18 protein-coding genes and 1 tRNA gene are annotated in these 17,999 nt (G+C 65.5%); 12 read left to right on the top strand and 7 right to left on the bottom strand.

Features of this window, described 5'->3' with window-relative positions; translation table 11 throughout:
• The first annotated feature begins 87 nt into the window (after positions 1 to 87).
• From VGN66_RS03970 to VGN66_RS03950, 5 genes are all read left to right on the top strand, one after another.
• Positions 88 to 1,965 (top strand): PDZ domain-containing protein, encoded by a 1,878-nt coding sequence (locus VGN66_RS03970; protein WP_327517537.1) that lies wholly within the window; start codon positions 88 to 90, stop codon positions 1,963 to 1,965.
• Between the two features lie 262 nt (positions 1,966 to 2,227).
• A complete protein-coding gene (locus VGN66_RS03965; protein ID WP_224922213.1) occupies positions 2,228 to 3,241 on the top strand; it encodes a PhoH family protein in 1,014 nt (337 codons plus the stop codon).
• Positions 3,241 to 3,750: an rRNA maturation RNase YbeY gene (gene ybeY / locus VGN66_RS03960; RefSeq protein ID WP_327517536.1), complete on the top strand. Its 510-nt coding sequence runs from the start codon at positions 3,241 to 3,243 to the stop codon at positions 3,748 to 3,750. Before VGN66_RS03965 ends, ybeY begins: the two co-directional genes overlap by 1 nt.
• 8 nt (positions 3,751 to 3,758) lie before the next feature.
• The gene (locus VGN66_RS03955; protein ID WP_327517535.1) at positions 3,759 to 4,673 is read left to right on the top strand and encodes a hemolysin family protein; all 915 of its coding nucleotides are present in this window, start codon (positions 3,759 to 3,761) and stop codon (positions 4,671 to 4,673) included.
• 4 nt (positions 4,674 to 4,677) lie between these two features.
• Positions 4,678 to 6,015, top strand: coding sequence for a sorbosone dehydrogenase family protein (locus VGN66_RS03950; protein WP_327517534.1), 1,338 nt, complete (start codon positions 4,678 to 4,680; stop codon positions 6,013 to 6,015).
• Here the strand turns inward: VGN66_RS03950 and VGN66_RS03945 are convergent.
• Both VGN66_RS03945 and VGN66_RS03940 read right to left on the bottom strand, forming a co-directional pair.
• A complete protein-coding gene (locus VGN66_RS03945; protein WP_327517533.1) occupies positions 6,009 to 6,257 on the bottom strand; it encodes a hypothetical protein in 249 nt (82 codons plus the stop codon). The genes VGN66_RS03950 and VGN66_RS03945 overlap by 7 nt on opposite strands.
• Positions 6,258 to 6,304: 47 nt before the next feature.
• Positions 6,305 to 6,607 carry a polyhydroxyalkanoic acid system family protein gene (locus VGN66_RS03940; protein WP_327517532.1) on the bottom strand — a complete coding sequence of 101 codons (303 nt, stop codon included), beginning with the start codon at positions 6,605 to 6,607 and terminating at the stop codon, positions 6,305 to 6,307.
• A 79-nt stretch (positions 6,608 to 6,686) separates the two neighbouring features.
• Here VGN66_RS03940 and lnt point away from each other — a divergent pair, with 79 nt between their 5' ends.
• The 6 genes from lnt to VGN66_RS03910 all read left to right on the top strand — a co-directional run bounded on the left by lnt (position 6,687) and on the right by VGN66_RS03910 (position 12,535).
• Positions 6,687 to 8,249, top strand: coding sequence for an apolipoprotein N-acyltransferase (gene lnt / locus VGN66_RS03935; RefSeq protein ID WP_327517531.1), 1,563 nt, complete (start codon positions 6,687 to 6,689; stop codon positions 8,247 to 8,249).
• Between the two features lie 84 nt (positions 8,250 to 8,333).
• Complete coding sequence (gene metK / locus VGN66_RS03930) at positions 8,334 to 9,545, top strand: methionine adenosyltransferase (RefSeq protein WP_327517530.1); 1,212 nt, start codon at positions 8,334 to 8,336, stop codon at positions 9,543 to 9,545.
• Positions 9,546 to 9,677: 132 nt separating this feature from the next.
• The gene (locus tag VGN66_RS03925; protein ID WP_327517529.1) at positions 9,678 to 10,739 is read left to right on the top strand and encodes a hypothetical protein; all 1,062 of its coding nucleotides are present in this window, start codon (positions 9,678 to 9,680) and stop codon (positions 10,737 to 10,739) included.
• An 87-nt stretch (positions 10,740 to 10,826) separates the two neighbouring features.
• Entirely contained in the window at positions 10,827 to 11,579 is a 753-nt protein-coding gene (locus VGN66_RS03920) for an EAL domain-containing protein (RefSeq protein ID WP_327517528.1), read from the top strand.
• Positions 11,580 to 11,671: 92 nt separating this feature from the next.
• On the top strand, positions 11,672 to 12,352 hold the full coding sequence (gene trmB / locus VGN66_RS03915) for a tRNA (guanine(46)-N(7))-methyltransferase TrmB (RefSeq protein ID WP_327517527.1): 681 nt from the start codon (positions 11,672 to 11,674) through the stop codon (positions 12,350 to 12,352).
• Positions 12,353 to 12,461: 109 nt separating this feature from the next.
• Positions 12,462 to 12,535, top strand: a tRNA-Gly gene (locus VGN66_RS03910).
• Positions 12,536 to 12,579: 44 nt separating this feature from the next.
• Here the strand turns inward: VGN66_RS03910 and VGN66_RS03905 are convergent.
• A complete protein-coding gene (locus VGN66_RS03905) occupies positions 12,580 to 12,753 on the bottom strand; it encodes a hypothetical protein (RefSeq protein WP_327517526.1) in 174 nt (57 codons plus the stop codon).
• 552 nt (positions 12,754 to 13,305) lie between these two features.
• Complete coding sequence (locus tag VGN66_RS03900) at positions 13,306 to 13,776, bottom strand: hypothetical protein (protein WP_327517525.1); 471 nt, start codon at positions 13,774 to 13,776, stop codon at positions 13,306 to 13,308.
• Between the two features lie 157 nt (positions 13,777 to 13,933).
• On the opposite strand from VGN66_RS03900, the gene VGN66_RS03895 reads away from it, so the two are divergent.
• Positions 13,934 to 14,092 carry a hypothetical protein gene (locus VGN66_RS03895; RefSeq protein WP_327517524.1) on the top strand — a complete coding sequence of 53 codons (159 nt, stop codon included), beginning with the start codon at positions 13,934 to 13,936 and terminating at the stop codon, positions 14,090 to 14,092.
• Positions 14,093 to 14,125: 33 nt separating this feature from the next.
• Here the strand turns inward: VGN66_RS03895 and VGN66_RS03890 are convergent, their stop codons facing one another.
• From VGN66_RS03890 to VGN66_RS03880, 3 genes are all read right to left on the bottom strand, one after another.
• Entirely contained in the window at positions 14,126 to 14,920 is a 795-nt protein-coding gene (locus VGN66_RS03890) for a DNA adenine methylase (RefSeq protein WP_327517523.1), read from the bottom strand.
• 153 nt (positions 14,921 to 15,073) lie between these two features.
• Positions 15,074 to 15,925, bottom strand: coding sequence for a phage portal protein (locus VGN66_RS03885; protein WP_414713179.1), 852 nt, complete (start codon positions 15,923 to 15,925; stop codon positions 15,074 to 15,076).
• On the bottom strand, positions 15,828 to 17,942 hold the full coding sequence (locus VGN66_RS03880) for a terminase large subunit domain-containing protein (protein ID WP_414713173.1): 2,115 nt from the start codon (positions 17,940 to 17,942) through the stop codon (positions 15,828 to 15,830). Before VGN66_RS03880 ends, VGN66_RS03885 begins: the two co-directional genes overlap by 98 nt.
• Positions 17,943 to 17,999: the final 57 nt, after the last annotated feature.

Here is a 17,999-nt window from a genome sequence, read left to right as displayed (position 1 = left end):
AGCCTGCGGCTGGTCCCCCTCCCCGTTCCGGGGAGGATTTGGGATGCCCATCTGGACACCGCCCGCCCACTCAGCCACGTTCCGCCGATGAACCTGACCTCGACCGCCCGCATCCTCGCGCTGGCTACCCCGCTCCTCCTCGCCACCACCGCGCTCGCACAGCAAGCCAAAGACCCCGGCCCGAACGCGCCGATCTCCTACGAGCTCAGCTTCGACAACGCCGCGCATCGCGAAGCGCGGATCGCGGTTACCTATCGCGACCTCAAGCCCGGCGCGGTCGAGTTCCGCATGGCCCGCTCCTCGCCCGGCCGCTACGCGATCCATGAATTCGCCAAGAACGTCTATTCGGTCTCGGCCAAGGACAGCGCGGGCCGCGACCTGAAGATCGACCGCAGCGATCCGTACAGCTGGCGCGTCAGCGGCCATGACGGCACCGTCACCTTTGCCTACACCCTCTACGGCGACCGCGGCGATGGCACCTACAGCCAGATCGACCAGACCCACGCGCATCTCAACATGCCCGCGACGCTGATCTGGGCGGCGGGCTATGACGAACGGCCGATCCGCGTCACCTTCCGCCCCGCCGATCCCAAGTGGAAGATCGCGACCCAGCTCGCGCCGGTGAGCGGCAGCGCGACGACCTTCTGGGCGCCCCACCTCCAGTATCTGCTCGACAGCCCGACCGAACTGTCGGACCACCATTTGCGCGAATGGACGATCACTTCGGGCGGCAAGAACCAGACGATCCGCCTCGCCGTCCACAGCGCCGACACGCCGGAAACGATCGACGCCTATGCCGAGAAGGCGAAGAAGGTGGTGGCCGAGCAGATCCGCATCTTCGGCACCGCGCCCGAGTTCGACTTCGGCACCTACACCTTCATCGCCGACTATGTGCCGCAGATCAGCGGCGACGGGATGGAGCATCGCAACTCCACAATCATCAGCCAGCCGCGCACGCTGGAAGCGGGCAAGTTCGCCCAGCTCGGCACGCTGAGCCATGAATTCATCCACGCCTGGAATGTCGAGCGGCTGCGCCCGGCGGAACTCGAGCCGTTCGACTTCACCCAGGCCGATCCGACGCCGTCCTTGTGGTTCGCCGAAGGCTTCACGCAATATTACGGCCCGCTGGCGATCCTGCGCGCGAAGGAGGCGACGCTGGACGCCACGCTCGCGGGGCTGGGCGGGACGCTCGACTTCATCGTCAACAACTCCGCCCGCCGCTACGGATCGCCGCAGGAAATGAGCCTGCGCGCGCCGTTCGTCGATGCTGCCGCGTCGATTGACCCGGTGAATGAGCGGATCTTCGCCTCCTATTACCCCTATGGCGCGGTGGTCGCGCTCGCGCTCGATCTGACGTTGCGCCAGCGCTTCGACACCGATCTCGACGCCTATATGCGCCACCTGTGGAAGCGGCACGGTGAAGCGCAGCAGGGCTTCGCGCCGGTCAAACCCTATACCCCCGCCGATCTCGAAGCGGGCCTTGCCGAACTCACCCGCGCCCCCGCCTTCGCCAAGGCGTTCTTCGACGCGCATATCCGGGGCAGCGACCTTCCCGATTTCGCGCCGTTGCTCGCCCAGGCGGGGCTGGTGCTGCGCCCGGCCGATGCCAGCAAGGCATGGATCGGCACTAGCAATGTCACCGGCGGCGGCGACGAACCTGTGCGCCTCGCGGAAATTCCGGTTCCCGGCAGCCCGATCTACGCCGCCGGGCTGAATCGCGGCGACACGATCGTCGCAATCGATGGCCAAGCAATCGCCACCCCCGCCGACTGGCGCACCGCACTCGCGGCACTGAAGCCGGGTCAGCCAGCGACCATCGCCTATGCCAACCGCGCCGGGGCCAGCAGCGCGACGATCACCCCGGTCGCCGATCCGAAGCTGACGATCGTCACGCTCGAAAAGACCGGCGGCACGCTGACAGAGGCGCAGCGGGCGTTCCGCCGCGCCTGGCTCGGCACGGACTGAACCACCCACTGTTGCCCGGCTGCGTCACCCCCGGTGCCAATCGGCATCGGGGCAGCATTTCCGCTGTCCTACGCGGCCCGCCTCTGCCATCCTCGCACCACGACATGCGAAACGGAACCTCCGCGCTGAAAACCGGTTCGGCCCATCATGGCCCGCAGTCGCCCTCATACGTGCATTTTTGTCAGCTTCGTCTGCCGCCGCGCGCGTCGATGATCGCGCAAATCCATGACCTGTGTGACGTTCCAGCCACCGAAAGGACCGCATGAGCCGCAAGCCAGTCCCCGCCCAGCATGGTCAGCGCGCCCGTGTGGAGGTCAATTTCGACCGCCCGCAACTGCTCCCGCAATTGTTCGGCGAATACGACAGCAACATCCTCGCACTGGAGGAGCGGCTCGGCGTCTATATCCATGCGCGCGGACAACGCGTGGTGATCGAGGGCAGCGCCGAGGCGGTTGCCCATGCCCGCGAAGTGCTGATCGAACTGCACAGCCGCGTGATCCGGGGCGAGGCGATCGACACCGGCCTGATCGACGCGGTGATCGCGATGGCGACCGAACCGATGCTGACCGGCATTGTCCGCGCCGAGAATGACGAGTCCGGCGGCAGCGCCCCGCCGATCATGATCCGCACGCGCAACAAGACGATCGTCCCGCGCTCGCTGACCCAGACGACGTACATGCGCGCTTTGGTGTCCAACGACATTATCTTCGCGCTCGGACCGGCGGGAACCGGCAAGACCTATCTCGCCGTGGCGCAGGCGGTGGCACAGCTGATCACCGGATCGGTCAAGCGCCTGATCCTGTCGCGCCCTGCGGTCGAGGCGGGCGAGCGGCTGGGCTTCCTGCCCGGCGACATGAAGGACAAGGTCGATCCGTATCTGCGCCCGCTCTACGACGCGCTCTACGATTGTCTGCCGGCCGAACAGGTCGAGCGGCGCATCGCCAGCGGCGAGATCGAAATCGCCCCGATCGCGTTCATGCGTGGACGCACCCTGGCCGACGCCTTCGTCATCCTGGACGAGGCGCAGAATACGACGCCGATGCAGATGAAGATGTTCCTCACCCGCTTCGGCCAGAACAGCCGCATGGTGGTGTGCGGCGACCCCAAACAGACCGACCTGCCCGGCGGCCCCTCGGCGAGCGGCCTCAACGACGCGGTCAACAAGCTCGAGGGGATCGACGGCATGGCATTCGTCCGCTTCGGCATCGGCGACGTCGTCCGCCACCCGATCGTGGGGCGGATCGTCGAGGCGTATGAAGGCGGGGATCAGGGCTGATGCTTGACGTTGCCGTCCAGGCTGAACCCGGCTGGCCCGAACTCGACTGGGATGCCTTGGGCATGAAGGCCGCCGCCGCTGCGGTCGACCAGACGCCCTATGGCTATCTGTCGACCAGCGACGCGATGATCGAGATCGCGGTGCGCCTGACCGACGATGCCGAGGTGCATCAGCTCAACGCGCAATATCGTCAGAAGGACAAGCCGACCAACGTCCTGTCCTTTCCGATGATCGAGCCCGACCTGATCGAATCGCTGACCCAGAACAGCGACGATGGTGAGGTCATTCTGGGCGACATCATCCTTGCGCAGGGTGTGTGTGAACGCGAAGCTGCGGAAAAGGGCATTTCGGTCGAGCAACATGCCACGCACCTGATTGTCCATGGCGTGCTGCATTTGCTAGGCTATGACCATCAGGGGGATTCCGAAGCCGAAGCGATGGAGTCGATGGAGCGCACCGCGCTCGCAACCTTGGGGATCCCTGACCCCTATCTGATACGCGAGGATTGAACTCTAAGATGGCGGACGGCCCCAGTAGCAACGGGAACGGCGACAGTAGCGGCGACGGCGGAATATGGCGCGGCCTTCGCTCTTTGCTCTTTGGCGACGAGCATGAGGAAACGCTGCGCGAACGCATCGAGGACGCGATCGACGAGGCGGAAGAGGGTACGGACCGCAAGTCCGCCAAGGGCGACCTCTCGCCGCTGGAGCGCAAGATGCTCCGCAACCTCCTCCATTTCGGTGAGCGCGACGCGGGCGATGTCGGCGTCCCGCGCGCCGATGTCATCGCCGTCGATGAAGCGACCAGCTTCGCCGAACTGGTGCAGATCTTCGCCGAAGCGGGGCATAGCCGCCTGCCGGTCTATCGCGAGAAGCTCGATCGCGTCATCGGCATGATTCACATCAAGGACGTGTTCGCCGTCCTCGCCGCCGGAGCCGGGCCGCCGTCCAAGATCACCGATCTGATGCGCCAGCCGCTCTATGTCCCGCAATCGATGGGGACGCTCGACCTGCTCGCGCAGATGCAGGCCAGCCGCACGCACCTGGCAATCGTCCTCGACGAATATTCGGGGACCGACGGGCTGATCACGATCGAGGATCTGGTCGAGGAAATCGTCGGCGAGATCGACGACGAGCATGACGACGCGCCCGAGGCTTTGTGGGTCCCGCTCGAAAATGGCGGCTGGGACGCCGACGCCCGCGCCGAGCTCGAGGATGTCGCCGCGGCGATCGATCCGCGGCTGGGCGAGGTCGAGGAGGATATCGAGACGCTTGGCGGGCTCGCCTTCATCCTCGCCGGCCATGTTCCCGAAGCCGGCGAATGCCTCAAGCATCCCAGCGGCTGGACGCTCGAAGTGCTGGAGGCCGACGCAACCCGCGTCCGTCGCCTGCGTTTGCACCCGCCCGAAGAATTAGTCGAACCCGAGGACTGACCCAGTGCGCCGCAAACTCCTGATCGCCACCGCCGCAATCGTCGTCATCGGCGCCGGCACCTATTGGTTCGCCACGCGCCCTGATGTCGCGCAGCTCAGCGTCGAGGCGACGAGCGGGGTGCGGCCCAAACTGGTCGATCCGCGCGCCCAGACGATCCCGACGGTCAAGATCGCCGAAGCGGTGGGCTGGCCCGCAGGCGCCAAGCCGGTCGCGGCCAAGGGGCTGGCGGTCAACGCCTTTGCCACCGGCCTCGATCACCCGCGCTGGCTCTATCGCCTGCCGAATGGCGATGTGCTGGTTGCCGAAAGCAATTCGCCGCCGCGCGAAGGCGGCGGAGTCACCGGGCTGGTGATGAAGCGCCTGATGAGCCGCGCTGGCGCCGGCGTTCCTTCGGCCAACCGAATCACCCTGCTGCGCGACACCAATGGCGATGGCGTGGCGGAGGCGCGCTCGGTGCTGCTGACCGCCGATAATGGCCTCGACTCGCCGTTCGGCATGGTTCTGGTCGGGGAGACGCTGTACGTCGCCAACCATAATGCGCTGATCCGCTTCCCCTTCGAGCCGGGCGTGACCAAGATCACCGGCAAGGGCGAGAAGGTCGTCGATCTGCCCGGCGGCGGCAATCACTGGACCCGCGACGTGATCGCCGGGCCAGAGGGCACGTTGCTCGTCAGCGTCGGCTCGGCATCGAACATCGCCGAAAACGGCCTTGAGGTGGAAAAGAACCGCGCGACGATCCTTGAGGTCGATCCGAAGACGAAACGCTTCCGCATCTTCGCGGCAGGGCTGCGCAATCCGATCGGCCTTGCGCTCCACCCGGAGACGCAGCGGCTGTGGACCGTGGTCAATGAGCGCGACATGCTCGGCTCGGACGGCCCGCCCGATTATCTGACCCAGGTGACGATCGGCCAGTTCTTCGGCTGGCCGTGGAATTACTGGGGCGGCTATGTCGACAAGCGCGTCCAGCCCGAGCGGCCCGACCTGCGCGAATATAGCGCGCGACCGAGCTATTCGATGGGGCCGCATACCGCGCCGCTGGGCCTGACCTTTGCCACTGACGTGAAGCTCGGCAGCGCGTTCGCCAAGGGCGCGTTCGTCGGCCTCCACGGATCATGGAACCGCGTGCCAGCGTCCGGCTACAAGGTCGTGTTCGTGCCGTTCGGCGAGCGCGGCCTGCCGGTGCCCGATGCCAAGCCGGTCGATGTGCTCACCGGCTTCCTCGACGCCAAGGGCAAGGCGCAGGGGCGCCCGGTCGGCGTGACCGCAGACCGCACCGGCGCGCTGCTGGTCGCGGACGATGTCGGCAACACGATCTGGCGGGTCAGCGCTCCGGCTCAGTAATCGGCGGCGGTGTAGGAAAGATCGGAATAGCCCGCCTGCTCGCCCCAACGGGCGCTGGCAGGCGCGACCGCGTCGCTGGCGCGTAGCTCCGCCTGATACTCCGGCACTCCGCCTGACGGGGCGAGCGGGAGCATTCCGGTAACAGTGTAGTGGGCAGCGACCGTGCCCGCGCAACTGCCCAGCGCGCCGGTGGCGAGCAGGGCGAAAGCAATCATCGGCCAGGGGCGGGGCGATCGGTTCATCGCGTGTCTCCTCGCCGCAAGAAACTGCAAAGCGGGAACGCGGTTCCCTATTTGAGCAGCTTGGGCGCTTCCTGCATCAGCTTCTCGCGGATCTTGCCCGCGAACAGCGCGAGCATCGGCGGCAGATCGACCTCGGCATGGACATGGGCGTCGTGGATTTCGAGGCGGCTGGCGACGCTCTGGCCGAGTGCGGTGACGGTGAAGTGGAGCGTGTCGCCCTCCCACCGCTCGTCCACCGTGCCGCCGCCGGGGAACATCGACCCGATCTTGCCCACCCCGCCGGCAATCCGCGCCCGCGCCGCGTCGCGGCCAAGCTTGTGGGGGATATCGACGATGACGGGTTCGGGCATGACTATTCCTCTGGTGTGCTGAATGCATAATACGCAGCGCGCTTGTATCTGTCACGGTCAGGCCCGATAGCAGGCGACAATGTCTGCCCTGCCCCGTCCCCGCCTGATCGCGCTGCTGACCGGCGCCGTTTCCGCAACTGCCTTCGCCCCGCTCGACTGGTGGGTTGCGGGGCTAGTGTGCTTCGCCATCCTGCTGCGGCTGACGCATGAGGCACCCAACCTCAAACAGGCGCTGTTGCGCGGCTGGCTGTTCGGGCTTGGCCATTTCACTGTCGGCAACAACTGGATCCAGCACGCCTTCACCTATCAGGACAAGATGCCGGCCGAGCTGGGCTATGTCGCGGTTGTCCTGCTCTCGCTCTATCTCGCCATCTATCCGGCGTTGGCGATGGGGCTGGCGTGGCGGTTCGGGCAGCGCCGCAAGCTCGGCCTGTCGTTCGTGCTGGTCGCAGGCGCGGCGTGGATCGTCGCCGAATATCTCCGCGCGGTACTGTTCACCGGCTATCCGTGGAACCCGCTTGGCGTGATCTGGCTACCGGTGTCGGGCGTCGCGCAGACCGCGAGCTGGATTGGCACCTATGCGCTGTCGGGCCTGACCATCCTTGTCGCGGGGGCTCTGCTACTGGCCAGCCAACGATATTGGCGCTTCCCCGCCGCGATCGCGGTCACGGTCGCGCTTCTGGCACTAAGCGGGGTCGAACTTCAGGTCACGCGTTCGGCCAATGAACCCATTCGCCCCATCGTCCGCGTGCTCCAACCGAACGTCGGGCAGGAGACGGTCCTCGACGGCAGCTACGCGCAAAAAGCACTGAGCGAGCTGATCCGCCTGTCCAACGACACCGCCACGATCCTGCCCGGCGGCCCGGTCCCGCGCCTGATCGTCTGGCCCGAAGGGACCGTCGATTACTGGCTGGAAGAGGGCTATCCGGCCGCCTGGTACGCCAAGAACGATCCGCGCACCGTCCGCCGGATGATCGCGCAGACGTTGGGACCGAAGGACATTGCGCTGGTCGGCGGCAATGGCCTGTTGTTCAAGGGCGACGACACGCTCGACGCCGCGACCAATTCGGTGTTCGCGATCGATGCCAGCGGCACGATCCTCGGCCGCTACGACAAGGCGCATCTGGTCCCCTATGGCGAGTATCTGCCGATGCGCCCGATCCTCGAGCCGCTCGGCCTGTCGCGGCTGGTTGCGGGGGAGATCGATTTCGAGCCGGGTCCCGGGCCGAAGACAATGACCGTGCCCGGCTTCGGCGAGATCGGCATGCAGATCTGTTACGAGATCATCTTCTCGGGGCAAACGGTCGATCCCGCCAAGCGCCCCGCAATCCTGTTCAACCCGTCCAACGACGCCTGGTTCGGTGCCTGGGGGCCGCCCCAGCATCTGGCGCAGGCGCGGATGCGGGCGATCGAGGAAGGGCTGCCGATCCTGCGCGCCACCCCGACCGGTATTTCCGCGATCATCGACGCGCGCGGGCGGATCGTCGCGTCGGCGGGAATGGGGGAAGCCAAGGCGATCGAGGCGCCGATGCCGGATGCCCTGCCCCCCACCCTGTTCGCGCGGCTCGGCAATCTCGCGGCGGCGCTCGTCGCGGCATTGCTGTTCGCCATCGCCATTGCCTTCCGCCGCTTCGCTCGCTAGGGCGGCGCGATATAAGGGAAGCTTTATATCTTCCCTTACCCCCAGCCGGGCATGGCAACGGCCCGGCTTTTTTTGAGGAAAACCATGCGTTCCAGCTATCTCTTTACGTCCGAATCGGTGTCCGAAGGCCATCCGGACAAGGTTTCCGACCAGATTTCCGACGCCATCGTCGACCTGTTCCTGTCCAAGGACCCCGAAGCGCGCATCGCGTGCGAAACGCTGACCACCACCCAGCTGGTCGTGCTCGCCGGTGAAATCCGCGGCAAGGGCATCATGGACGAAGCCGGCAACTGGGCGCCCGGCGTCAAGGACGAGGTCGAAAAGGCCGTCCGCGATACCGTCAAGCGGATCGGTTACGAGCAGGACGGCTTCCACTGGGAGACGCTGCGCTTCGAGAACAATTTGCACCCGCAGTCGGCGCACATCGCGCAGGGCGTGGACGCCAGCGGCAACAAGGACGAGGGCGCAGGCGATCAGGGGATCATGTTCGGCTATGCCGCGAACGACACCCCGGATCTGATGCCGGCGACGCTCGACTATAGCCACAAGATCCTCGAGCGCATGGCCGCCGACCGCCATTCGGGCGCGGCGCCGTTCCTGGAGCCGGACGCGAAGAGCCAGGTCACGCTGCGTTACGAGGGCAGCAAGGCCGTTGCCTGCACCGCAATCGTCGTCTCGACCCAGCATGCCAAGGGCTATGACGCGGGCGAGAAGGAAGCCGAGCTCAAGGCCTATGTGAAGTCGGTGGTTGCCGATGTGATCCCGGCCGAGCTGCTCAGCGACGCGACCGAATATCACATCAACCCGACCGGCAGCTTTGAAATCGGCGGCCCTGACGGCGACGCTGGCCTGACCGGCCGCAAGATCATCGTCGACACGTACGGCGGCGCGGCTCCGCACGGCGGCGGCGCGTTCAGTGGCAAGGATCCGACCAAGGTCGATCGTTCGGCGGCGTACATCACCCGCTACCTTGCCAAGAACATTGTCGCGGCCGGCCTCGCCCAGCGCTGCACGATCCAGCTGGCTTATGCGATCGGCGTGTCCAAGCCGCTATCGCTCTATGTCGACACGCATGGCACCGGCACCGTCGGCGACGACCAGATCGAGCAGGCGATTCAGGGTATCGAGAAGCTGGGCGGCCTCACCCCGCGCGGCATCCGCACGCACCTCAAGCTGAACAAGCCGATCTATGGCCCGACCGCGGCCTATGGTCATTTCGGTCGCAAGCCCGACGGCGACTTCTTCCCGTGGGAGCGCACCGACCTGGTCGAGGATCTCAAGGCCGCTTTGGCCTGATCCTTCGCGTCGCGAAGTAACAAAGGGGCGGCGGTCTGCGGATCGCCGCCCCATTTTGTTGTGCGGCTTCCGATTTCGGCTTGCGGATCAGCGATTTGCGGTCAGGATCAGTGAAAATCCCGGAGACGCATCATGTTCGTTCGGCTGGCCCTGCCCATCATGCTGCTGACGAGCCCCGCGCTCGCCCAACAGGAACCGGCCCCGATCGCGGCGCGCGAAGGATCGGCGTATAAGCATAAGCATAGCGGCTTCAGCTTCCCGCCGACCCTGATCGGCCTCAAGCGCGTGCAGGGGCGCGAAGTGGTCGCCCCGCAGCTCGACCTGATGTTCAATTATCGCGCGGCAGACGCTAGCGAGGAAATCTCGGTCTATGTCTATCGCATGACCTCCGGGTCGGTGCCGCTCTGGTTCGACGTGTCGCGCATGGTGGTGGAGACGCGCAAGGAAACGGGCAGCAAGACCGCATGGGGGACCGCGACCGCATTCACCCCGCCCGGTCAGTCCAGCGCCTCGGCATTGCAGCTGGGCTGGACGATCACCGGTAGCGCCCTGCGCAGTACGTCGCTGACGCTGATCCCGATGGGCGACTGGCTGGTCAAAATTCGTCATTCGTCGATCGCGCACGAAGTCGCCTCGCTCCAGCGCCGCACGTCCGAGGCGGTCGCCGCACTGGGCTGGCCCAAGCGGATCGCGGCCGCGCCCGCTGCGGTGGCGATTGCAGATTGCACCGAACCGCTCGCGCTCGGCGGCGACGCCAAGCCCGTCGCGGCCAATGGCGCAAACGCGCTGGTCGAGGCGGTGCTCGCGCAGATGGCGGGCAACCCGTCCAGCCGGAAGAAGGCGCCAGACGCGGCGGCGGCGGTACCCGTTCAGTGGTGCGCCGACCGCAGCATCGTCAATCAGGCCGGCCTCTACCGACCGCAGGGCACGCGCGACCGCTACCTTGCACCACTGTCAGACTCGGGCATCGCGGTCTGGACCCAACCCTCCGCCGCATCGGCCATGCTGGCCGAAAAGGACAGCCCGTCCTGGTCGGTCAGCCTGCTCACCGCGGGCAGGACGTATAATTTCGCCGGGCGCGATCGGCTACCGCTTCCCAGCCAGGTGGACGCCATCCTCAAGGAGCGCCCGGCCACAAGCGCCGCCACCTGGGGCGACCGTCAGATCAGTGTCGATTCCGGAGCAATGAACTAGGGTCTCCACAGGACGCTACGCAAAAATCCCTAGCCGAGTTAACCATCCGCCTCTCGTCCGTCCTAATAAGGACGGGTGGAGACGCTGATGCAGACTGTACCGACCTTTTCCCCGGCCAAGGCCGAGCCCGTTTTTGACCTGACCATGGCGTTCCAGCCTGTCTGGGACGCGCGGCTGGGCGAAGTCTATGCCTATGAAGCGCTGGTGCGCGGCCCCAATGGCGAGTCCGCGCGCGCGGTGATCGATGCGATCCAGCCGGCCGACCGCTACGCGTTCGACCAGCAATGCCGCGTCGCGGCGATCAAGCAGGCGGTGTCGGCAGGCATTCTCAAGGTGCCGGCGCTACTGTCGATCAACTTCTTCCCCGACGTCATCACCGATCCCTTTGCCGACAGCGAACGCACGATGCGCGTCGCCAAGGAAACCGGCCTGCCGCCCGAGCGGCTGATGTTCGAGTTTGCCGAGCATGACCGGCTCGACGGATGCCGCATGGCCGAGACGATCGAGGCGCATCGCAAGATGCACATGCAGACCGCATTCGACGATTTCGGATCGGGCGATGTCGGCCTCGCCCTGCTCTCGCGCTTCACGCCTGACGCGATCAAGCTGGATCCCGGCCTGATTCGTGGCCTGTCGTCGAGCTGGTCGCGCCGACTGCTGGTTGAAAAAATGATCGAGATGGCGCGACTGCGCGCGGTGCGCCTGATTGCCGAAGGCGTCGAGACCCGCGCTGACTACGACAAGCTGCTTGCGCTCGGCGTTCGCTATTTCCAGGGCTATTATATCGCGCGGCCGCAAATCGGCGTGCTGGAACAGCCACGATTGCGCCCCGCAGCCTGAGCCGGCGTGCGGGCGGGCAGGCAGTCTCGTCCGCCCGCTTCGTCGCCGTTCAAACCTTGCCCCGCGGGTCATGCTGCGCCAAGGGGCTCGCGATGAACGATCCGAGCACGATCCGCCGCCTCTATGGCCGCGCCAAGGGGCATAAGCTGCGCGCCGGCCAGCAGGCGCTGGTCGATGAGGGACTGCCCCAAGTCGCTGTCCCCGCCGATGGCCCGATCGACGCGATTCGCCTGTTCGGAGACGATCGTCCGCTGGAGGTCGAGATCGGCTTTGGCGCGGGCGAGCATCTTGCTGGACAGGCGGCGATGCGGCCGGACCACGGTTTCATCGGTTGCGAGCCGTTCCTGAACGGTGTGGTCGGCGCGCTGGGCCATATTCGGGATGGCAGCCTGACCAATGTCCGGCTGCACATGGGTGACGCGCTCGACGTGGTCGAGCGGCTGCCCGACGCCAGCCTCGACCGCCTCTACCTGCTCCACCCCGATCCCTGGCGGAAGGCACGCCACGCCAAGCGGCGCATGGTCAACCATGGCCCGCTCGACCTGATCGCGGCAAAGCTGAAGCCGGGCGCGGAATTTCGCCTTGGGACCGACGATCCGACCTATTGCCGCTGGTCGATGATGGTGATGAACCAGCGCCGCGATTTCGTGTGGCAGGCCAAGGAAGCGAAGGACTTTCTGACGCGCCCCGACGACTGGCCCGAGACCCGCTACGAGCGCAAGGCGCGGCGGCAGGGGCATGAGGTGTGGTATTTCCGTTACGTGCGGGTCTGACCGCCCGGCTTGACCGGCCCGCTTGACCAGCGGCGTCCAGTCGTGGCAGGGCGCGCGCTCACCCGGTTCGTCCGGGCACGCCTCGATGGCGGCCATGCGGCCAGAGCGGGCGGGTATAGCACAATGGTAGTGCAGCAGCCTTCCAAGCTGAATACGCGGGTTCGATTCCCGCTACCCGCTCCACCGCTAACACATAATCAGGCGGCGACTCGCTGAAGAGGACTTCTTCAGGCTTGCCGCTGGAGGTGATCGACGATCGCCGCAGCAAGCAGTTCGACGTTGAAGCTGCCATCCACCTGGACGGACCGGCCATTCGTATCAGTCGCGCAGCCGGTGATCTCGCTCTGGCGCATCAGCTCCGCGATGATCACGTCGGCTATCGCTCGGTTATCTAATTTCATGCCCCCTGCCCCAGATAGAATATAGCACGCGGGAAAACCCCAACATCCCCAACATTCGCAGAAATCCGCCGCTTTTACCCCAACATTTTTGCCAACATCACCCCAACCAAATCGGCCCTCGCCACACCAACAATCAGAATCAAAAATATCCAATATAAACAATGACATTGGGGCTTTGGCATTCGCAGGTTGGGGTGCGGTTGGCCATCAACGCCAATTTTTTATTGGCGTTTTTTCAATTGTTTAAACCAACATCTGCCGGATGATTGGCGATGTTGGGGTTTTCCCGACCCCTCGCCCTTTCCCGTCGCTGTCGGCAAGCGATTTTGCGCTGGTCTCACGACAGTGAATTTGGACCGCTGGCTGCATCAATCCGCATCAGCAAATCGCGCTTCTGCGCCGAGGGGTGCCTCTGGGGCCACTCATTGCATCGAAAGGGACATATTAAGCGTGCGGGCGCGGCGGGGGGAATAGCGCGCCGCGAGCGGGCGCGACGCTGCGGCCGCCCCCTCCCCCTCGGCATGGACGCCTTCCGCTTCGATGGGGCGGTGATTAGGGCCAGCGCGGCGCGAAAGCGTAGGCCGGAGCCTCCGGGAGCGTGAAGAACACGACGCGCGCGCCGAAGTGGATGAGCGGCACACCCGATAGGATCTCGAATGGCTCAAGCGCCTGCGCAAGCAGGATCGCAGCGGCGGCCTGCGCTTCCCGCTCCCGAATATACTGCCCACTCATCCAGAGGGAAGGGATGGCACCGGGGAAGCCCTTGATCACCGGGATCAGCGCCGTCGCGATCTCAGCGATCGGCACCGCCGCGCTGGGTTGCGCCGAATCGATGAACGCCCAAGTCTTGAGCGATCGGCGCACGCCGTCGAGTGCGATCTCGATATCGACATCTCGCCGCTTGGGGACCGGGGCGAATACCCGTTTCCGCACCGATGGCGTCCACGATCGAAGCCCGGCGAAAATCTGATAGGTCAGCTCATCCAGATCGACCTGGCGCATGAAGTCGTCGCGAATCATCATGCGATGTTGTTCGCATTATGTTCCACTCCTGCGCAAGAGATCGGCGCGACGCGTCGGCCGCCCCGCGCACGTCTGCAGATTGTCGCGCGGCGCGGTCGCTTCCGCTCGACTACGCCCCGGAACAGAGCAATCGGTCGGTCACAGAGGGAGCGAGTCGATGACGTTTTATGTGTACCGCCGCGGATCCGGCTTCGAGCTGTCGAACGGCATCGATACAACCATGCCGGTTGCCGATGAGGCCGCAGCGATCGACGCGGCGGTGCGTATCGCGCAGGACAATGACGTCCTCTACACGATCAACTATTGGCGGCCGTGAGCCAGTGCTCGCCCCCCGGCGAGCGCCCTGCGCCTAGAAGTTGCTGATCAGCAGCTCGGCCGCGTTGTTCGCGCCCTTCGCGCCAACGGTGTACGTCGTCTCGACCTCATCCATCTTGAACGCGCCGAACACCTCGCGCACGCCCGGCGTGTCGTTGAGCGAGAGCAGAAACCGCCCCCGGATCCCCGCCAGCTGCGCCGCCAGCGCCTCGAAATCAGCCCGCACAAACACGTCGGGGCCATAGTCGCCTTCGCACCCCCAATAGGGCGGATCGAGATAGAACAGCGTGCCTGAGCGATCATAGCGGCGGATGAACTCGCCGAACGCCAGCTGCTCGATCACTACCCCCGCCAACCGCTCGTGAATATCCGCGAGCATCGGCTCCAGCTTGGCGATGTTGAACCGCGCGCCCTGGGTGACATCGACGCCAAAGGTGCGCCCGTTGACCCGCCCGCCAAAGGCGAGCCGCTGCAGATAGAGGAACCGCGCCGCCCGCTGAAGGTCGGTCAACCGCTCACCCGGCAGTGCGCGCAACCGCTCGAACTCGGCCCGGCTCGCCACGCGGAACCGCAGCATGTCGATGAAATAGGGGAAATGCTCCTGTAGCACGCGAAAGAACGTCGCGACGTCACCGGAGACATCGTTGATGATCTCGGCCCGCGCGCGCCGCCGCCGGCGCAGGAAAATGCCGCCCATGCCGACGAACGGCTCGGCGTAGGCGTCATGGTCGACCGCGTCGATGATCCGCACGATGCGGGCCGACAGGTTGCGCTTGCCGCCGATATAGCCCGCAGCGGGTGCCACGGGCTGAACGCTGGTACTGGACATGTTGGAAATCTCGCTCTCTTAGGACTCCCGCCCGGCATTGCCGGGTGCGGGACGGCCGATCTGGCCAATCTGTCGTGGCGAGCGTAACCTCGTCGGTGAACCGGGCCGCCACCCGGCTCGCCCCCGCCTGGCCGACGCCAAGCGGGGGCAGTATCAGGCCGCGTCCGCGACCGTGATCTTGGTGTTGTCGAACGCGATCAGCTCGCGTCCCAGATCCTCGTTGACCTGCAGGAACCGCGCCTGCAGCGCCTGAATCTCCAGCACCACGAACATCATCATCGACTGCAGCGGGTTGCCCGGAGTCGTGCCCTGCGCCGGCACGATGCCGAGCAGCGCCGGCGGCGTCCGATGCGCCGCGAGCACGTCATCGCGCGTCGCGGTCTTGATGCCCAGAAACTCGTCCTTCGCCGCCACCTCGGCGATCGGCAGGATCTTCAGGCTCCCTTCCTTCCCGTTCGGCGCGTGAACGAACAGGTTCTTGAAATTGCCCGGCCCTTTCGACTTGCGCAGTGCGTCGCGCAGCTTGTCGGTGTCGTCGGCATCGATGTCGCCCGTTGCATAGAGGATATACCCGGCGTGGCTGCCATTGAGGTAGTAGCGGCGGCGGAACAGCGTCGCCGCCTCGTTGAGCAACGCCGACTGCAGCGCGCTCAGATATTCGGGCACGCCATAAATCTCCTGGTTCACGTCGGGCTGGCGCAGCATGACGACGCTGCCCGGTCGGAACTCGGTCTCCTGCTGATGCCCCGGCACAAAAAAGAAGCGCCCCGGCTCGACCCCGCGTCGGGTGAACTTGGCGAGCGCGTGCTCATAGCGCAGCACCCCGCCCAGCACATTGAGCCGCTCCTCCAGATAGCCATAGCCAAAGACCAGATAGTCCTGGGCGAACGCCTCAAACGCCGCCCGGCTAAGCTGCGGCGACGGGACGAACGACGCGGCGAGCAAGTTGCGCTTGAGGTAGATGGCGGAGCTGTGGTGCGGCGAGACGCGGAACGCGCGGGCCAGCCCATCGACGGGAATGGGCGGCTCGAACCAGCGGCCATTGTGCGGGCATTCGAGCATGTCGATCAGCTCGCGCCGGTTCAACACCGGCTCCGGGTCGCCAAAGCTGAAGGCGGTCATCCCCCCCGCATTCGTCGCCGCGACGATGGCTCCACGGGAAGCCGCCGCCGATTCCTTCGTCGACATCCGCTGCGCTCGATCCCTCTTCGCCATCCATAATCTCCATGCGCGTCTTCGGCCGCGCCTTGCCGTCCAGGGGTTCGTTGATGAGGATGTGCATGACCGCCCACGCCAGATCGGCGTGGCCGATGTCGTCGCTGCGGCTCGCCTTGAACGTGATCGCCGCGCCGCCACGGGTCAGCGCCTTCTTGATCGACAGGAAGCTCGACTGGACGTCGATCCACCCGGCGTCGAACTCGATGCGGCCACGGGCGAAGCTGTGCTGCGCCTTCATGACCATCGTCGCCTTCGCTTCGAGCGAATATTCGATCTTGACCAGGCCGCGCACATTCTCGCGCTGCAGGCACTGATAGACGCCGACGCCGCACCCATTGGCGTCGATGCCCAGATAGGTGCAGTTGTAGCGTTTGAGGCGCGCGATGATGAACTCGGCCTGCGCCTGAAAATCGAGCCCGCGCAGCTGGTGGCGCTCGATCAGGCGGAACTTGCCGCCCGGCCCTTCGGGGGGCAGCGCGATCACGAGCGCCGCATTGTCGCCGTCCTCGCTCTCCTGCGGATCATAGCCCGCCCAGACCGCGCGGTTGCCGACAGGGCGCGGGGCGAGCAGATCGACGTCACGCCAATCGACCATCGCATCGACGGTCGCGCGCTGCAGCTCGTTGAACTTGAATGCCGACAGGCTGTCATCGACGAACTGGCACAGCAACAGGTTGGCAAATTCGTCGGGCGCATATTCGACGCGCAGCTCGTCGATGTCGAACAGGTCGCACCCGCGCGCGGCCGCGTCCTCGATTGTCACGATCTGCCGCCAGATCTTGTCCTCGCACTCCACGCCCGCCTTCAACCGTGCATGGCTGACGTCGATCGTGACGCGATCTTCTTTCTTGAGCCGTCGGTTGCGCCGCTCGCCGGTCCAATAGGGGTGCGCCTGATGCGCGACCGAGCTGGGTGTCGAGAAATAGGTGCGGCGCCAGCGCTTGTGCATCGCCATCGCGCTCGCGACCTTGTTCAGTTCCTCAAAGCCATAGGTCCAGAAGAACTCGTCGAAGTAGAAATTGCCGTGATAGCCCTGCGCGGTGCGCGCATTGGTGCCGAGGAAGATCAGCTCGGCCGCCGGTTCGTCATCGGGCATCGTGTCGGCGGTGACGACGATCGGGTCGCCCTGCAGTTTGACCCCGACGCGCGCGGCGAACTGGATGATGTAGCCCCGGAAGATATGCGCCTGGTTCTTCGACGCTGACAGGAAGATCTGGTTGCCGCCCCCGCGCAGCGCGTCGAGCAGCGCCTCGCGCGCGAAATACCAGGTCGCGCCGATCTGGCGCGACTTCAGGATCATGCGCGTGCGCTGATCCTTCGCGGCCCACCAATCCTCCTGATATCCGAACAGCTCGTCTTCGAAGATCGCTTCGAGCTGCTCGACCTGTTCCGCGGTGAAGTGGTTCCTGACTGCCTTCTTCCGCTCGCCGGCGTTGCGGTTGCCAACCTTCTCGTTGAGGTCGCCCTCGTGCCCGCCCGGCGCTTCGTACCGGCGCACCCGCGCGGCCGAAACCACCGCGCGCATCAGCAGGTCGATCTCCTTGAAATCGCCGCCGGTTTTGCTTTCCTTGGCGATCAGCAAGTTGAGGCGGCACTCAAGCGCGTCCTCAACCTTGGCGATCGACGGCGCGTCATCCCACTTCTCGCGATCCTTCCACGCCTGGACGGTCGGCCGCTTCAGCCCCAGCTCGTCCGAGATCTGGGTTACGCCCCACCCGCGCCAATAGAGACTGCGCGCCTGACGGCGCGCATCGACCGGGATCGGCAGGGTCGATGCGGGAAGTTGTTCGTCGATCGGCGCCATATCCGCCGACCTCGACCAGGTCAGACCGTCGGGGTAAGCGGGATGCACTGTAGAAAC

This window comes from Sphingomonas sp., from assembly GCF_035998645.1.
Classification (GTDB): domain Bacteria; phylum Pseudomonadota; class Alphaproteobacteria; order Sphingomonadales; family Sphingomonadaceae; genus Sphingomonas.
The sequence above is the reverse complement of the archived record's forward strand: the minus strand, read 5'-3'. Positions and strand labels throughout refer to the sequence as shown.

What these genes read in the sequence shown, in the direction of transcription:
- VGN66_RS03970 (WP_327517537.1), top strand. Translation starts at nt 88, where the DNA reads ATGAACCTGACCTCGACCGCCCGCATCCTCGCGCTGGCTACCCCGCTC.
- VGN66_RS03965 (WP_224922213.1), top strand. Translation starts at nt 2,228, where the DNA reads ATGAGCCGCAAGCCAGTCCCCGCCCAGCATGGTCAGCGCGCCCGTGTG.
- ybeY (WP_327517536.1), top strand. Translation starts at nt 3,241, where the DNA reads ATGCTTGACGTTGCCGTCCAGGCTGAACCCGGCTGGCCCGAACTCGAC.
- VGN66_RS03955 (WP_327517535.1), top strand. Translation starts at nt 3,759, where the DNA reads ATGGCGGACGGCCCCAGTAGCAACGGGAACGGCGACAGTAGCGGCGAC.
- VGN66_RS03945 (WP_327517533.1), bottom strand. Translation starts at nt 6,257, where the DNA reads ATGAACCGATCGCCCCGCCCCTGGCCGATGATTGCTTTCGCCCTGCTC.
- VGN66_RS03940 (WP_327517532.1), bottom strand. Translation starts at nt 6,607, where the DNA reads ATGCCCGAACCCGTCATCGTCGATATCCCCCACAAGCTTGGCCGCGAC.
- lnt (WP_327517531.1), top strand. Translation starts at nt 6,687, where the DNA reads ATGTCTGCCCTGCCCCGTCCCCGCCTGATCGCGCTGCTGACCGGCGCC.
- metK (WP_327517530.1), top strand. Translation starts at nt 8,334, where the DNA reads ATGCGTTCCAGCTATCTCTTTACGTCCGAATCGGTGTCCGAAGGCCAT.
- VGN66_RS03925 (WP_327517529.1), top strand. Translation starts at nt 9,678, where the DNA reads ATGTTCGTTCGGCTGGCCCTGCCCATCATGCTGCTGACGAGCCCCGCG.
- VGN66_RS03920 (WP_327517528.1), top strand. Translation starts at nt 10,827, where the DNA reads ATGCAGACTGTACCGACCTTTTCCCCGGCCAAGGCCGAGCCCGTTTTT.
- trmB (WP_327517527.1), top strand. Translation starts at nt 11,672, where the DNA reads ATGAACGATCCGAGCACGATCCGCCGCCTCTATGGCCGCGCCAAGGGG.
- VGN66_RS03905 (WP_327517526.1), bottom strand. Translation starts at nt 12,753, where the DNA reads ATGAAATTAGATAACCGAGCGATAGCCGACGTGATCATCGCGGAGCTG.
- VGN66_RS03900 (WP_327517525.1), bottom strand. Translation starts at nt 13,776, where the DNA reads ATGATGATTCGCGACGACTTCATGCGCCAGGTCGATCTGGATGAGCTG.
- VGN66_RS03895 (WP_327517524.1), top strand. Translation starts at nt 13,934, where the DNA reads ATGACGTTTTATGTGTACCGCCGCGGATCCGGCTTCGAGCTGTCGAAC.
- VGN66_RS03890 (WP_327517523.1), bottom strand. Translation starts at nt 14,920, where the DNA reads ATGTCCAGTACCAGCGTTCAGCCCGTGGCACCCGCTGCGGGCTATATC.
- VGN66_RS03880 (WP_414713173.1), bottom strand. Translation starts at nt 17,942, where the DNA reads ATGGCGCCGATCGACGAACAACTTCCCGCATCGACCCTGCCGATCCCG.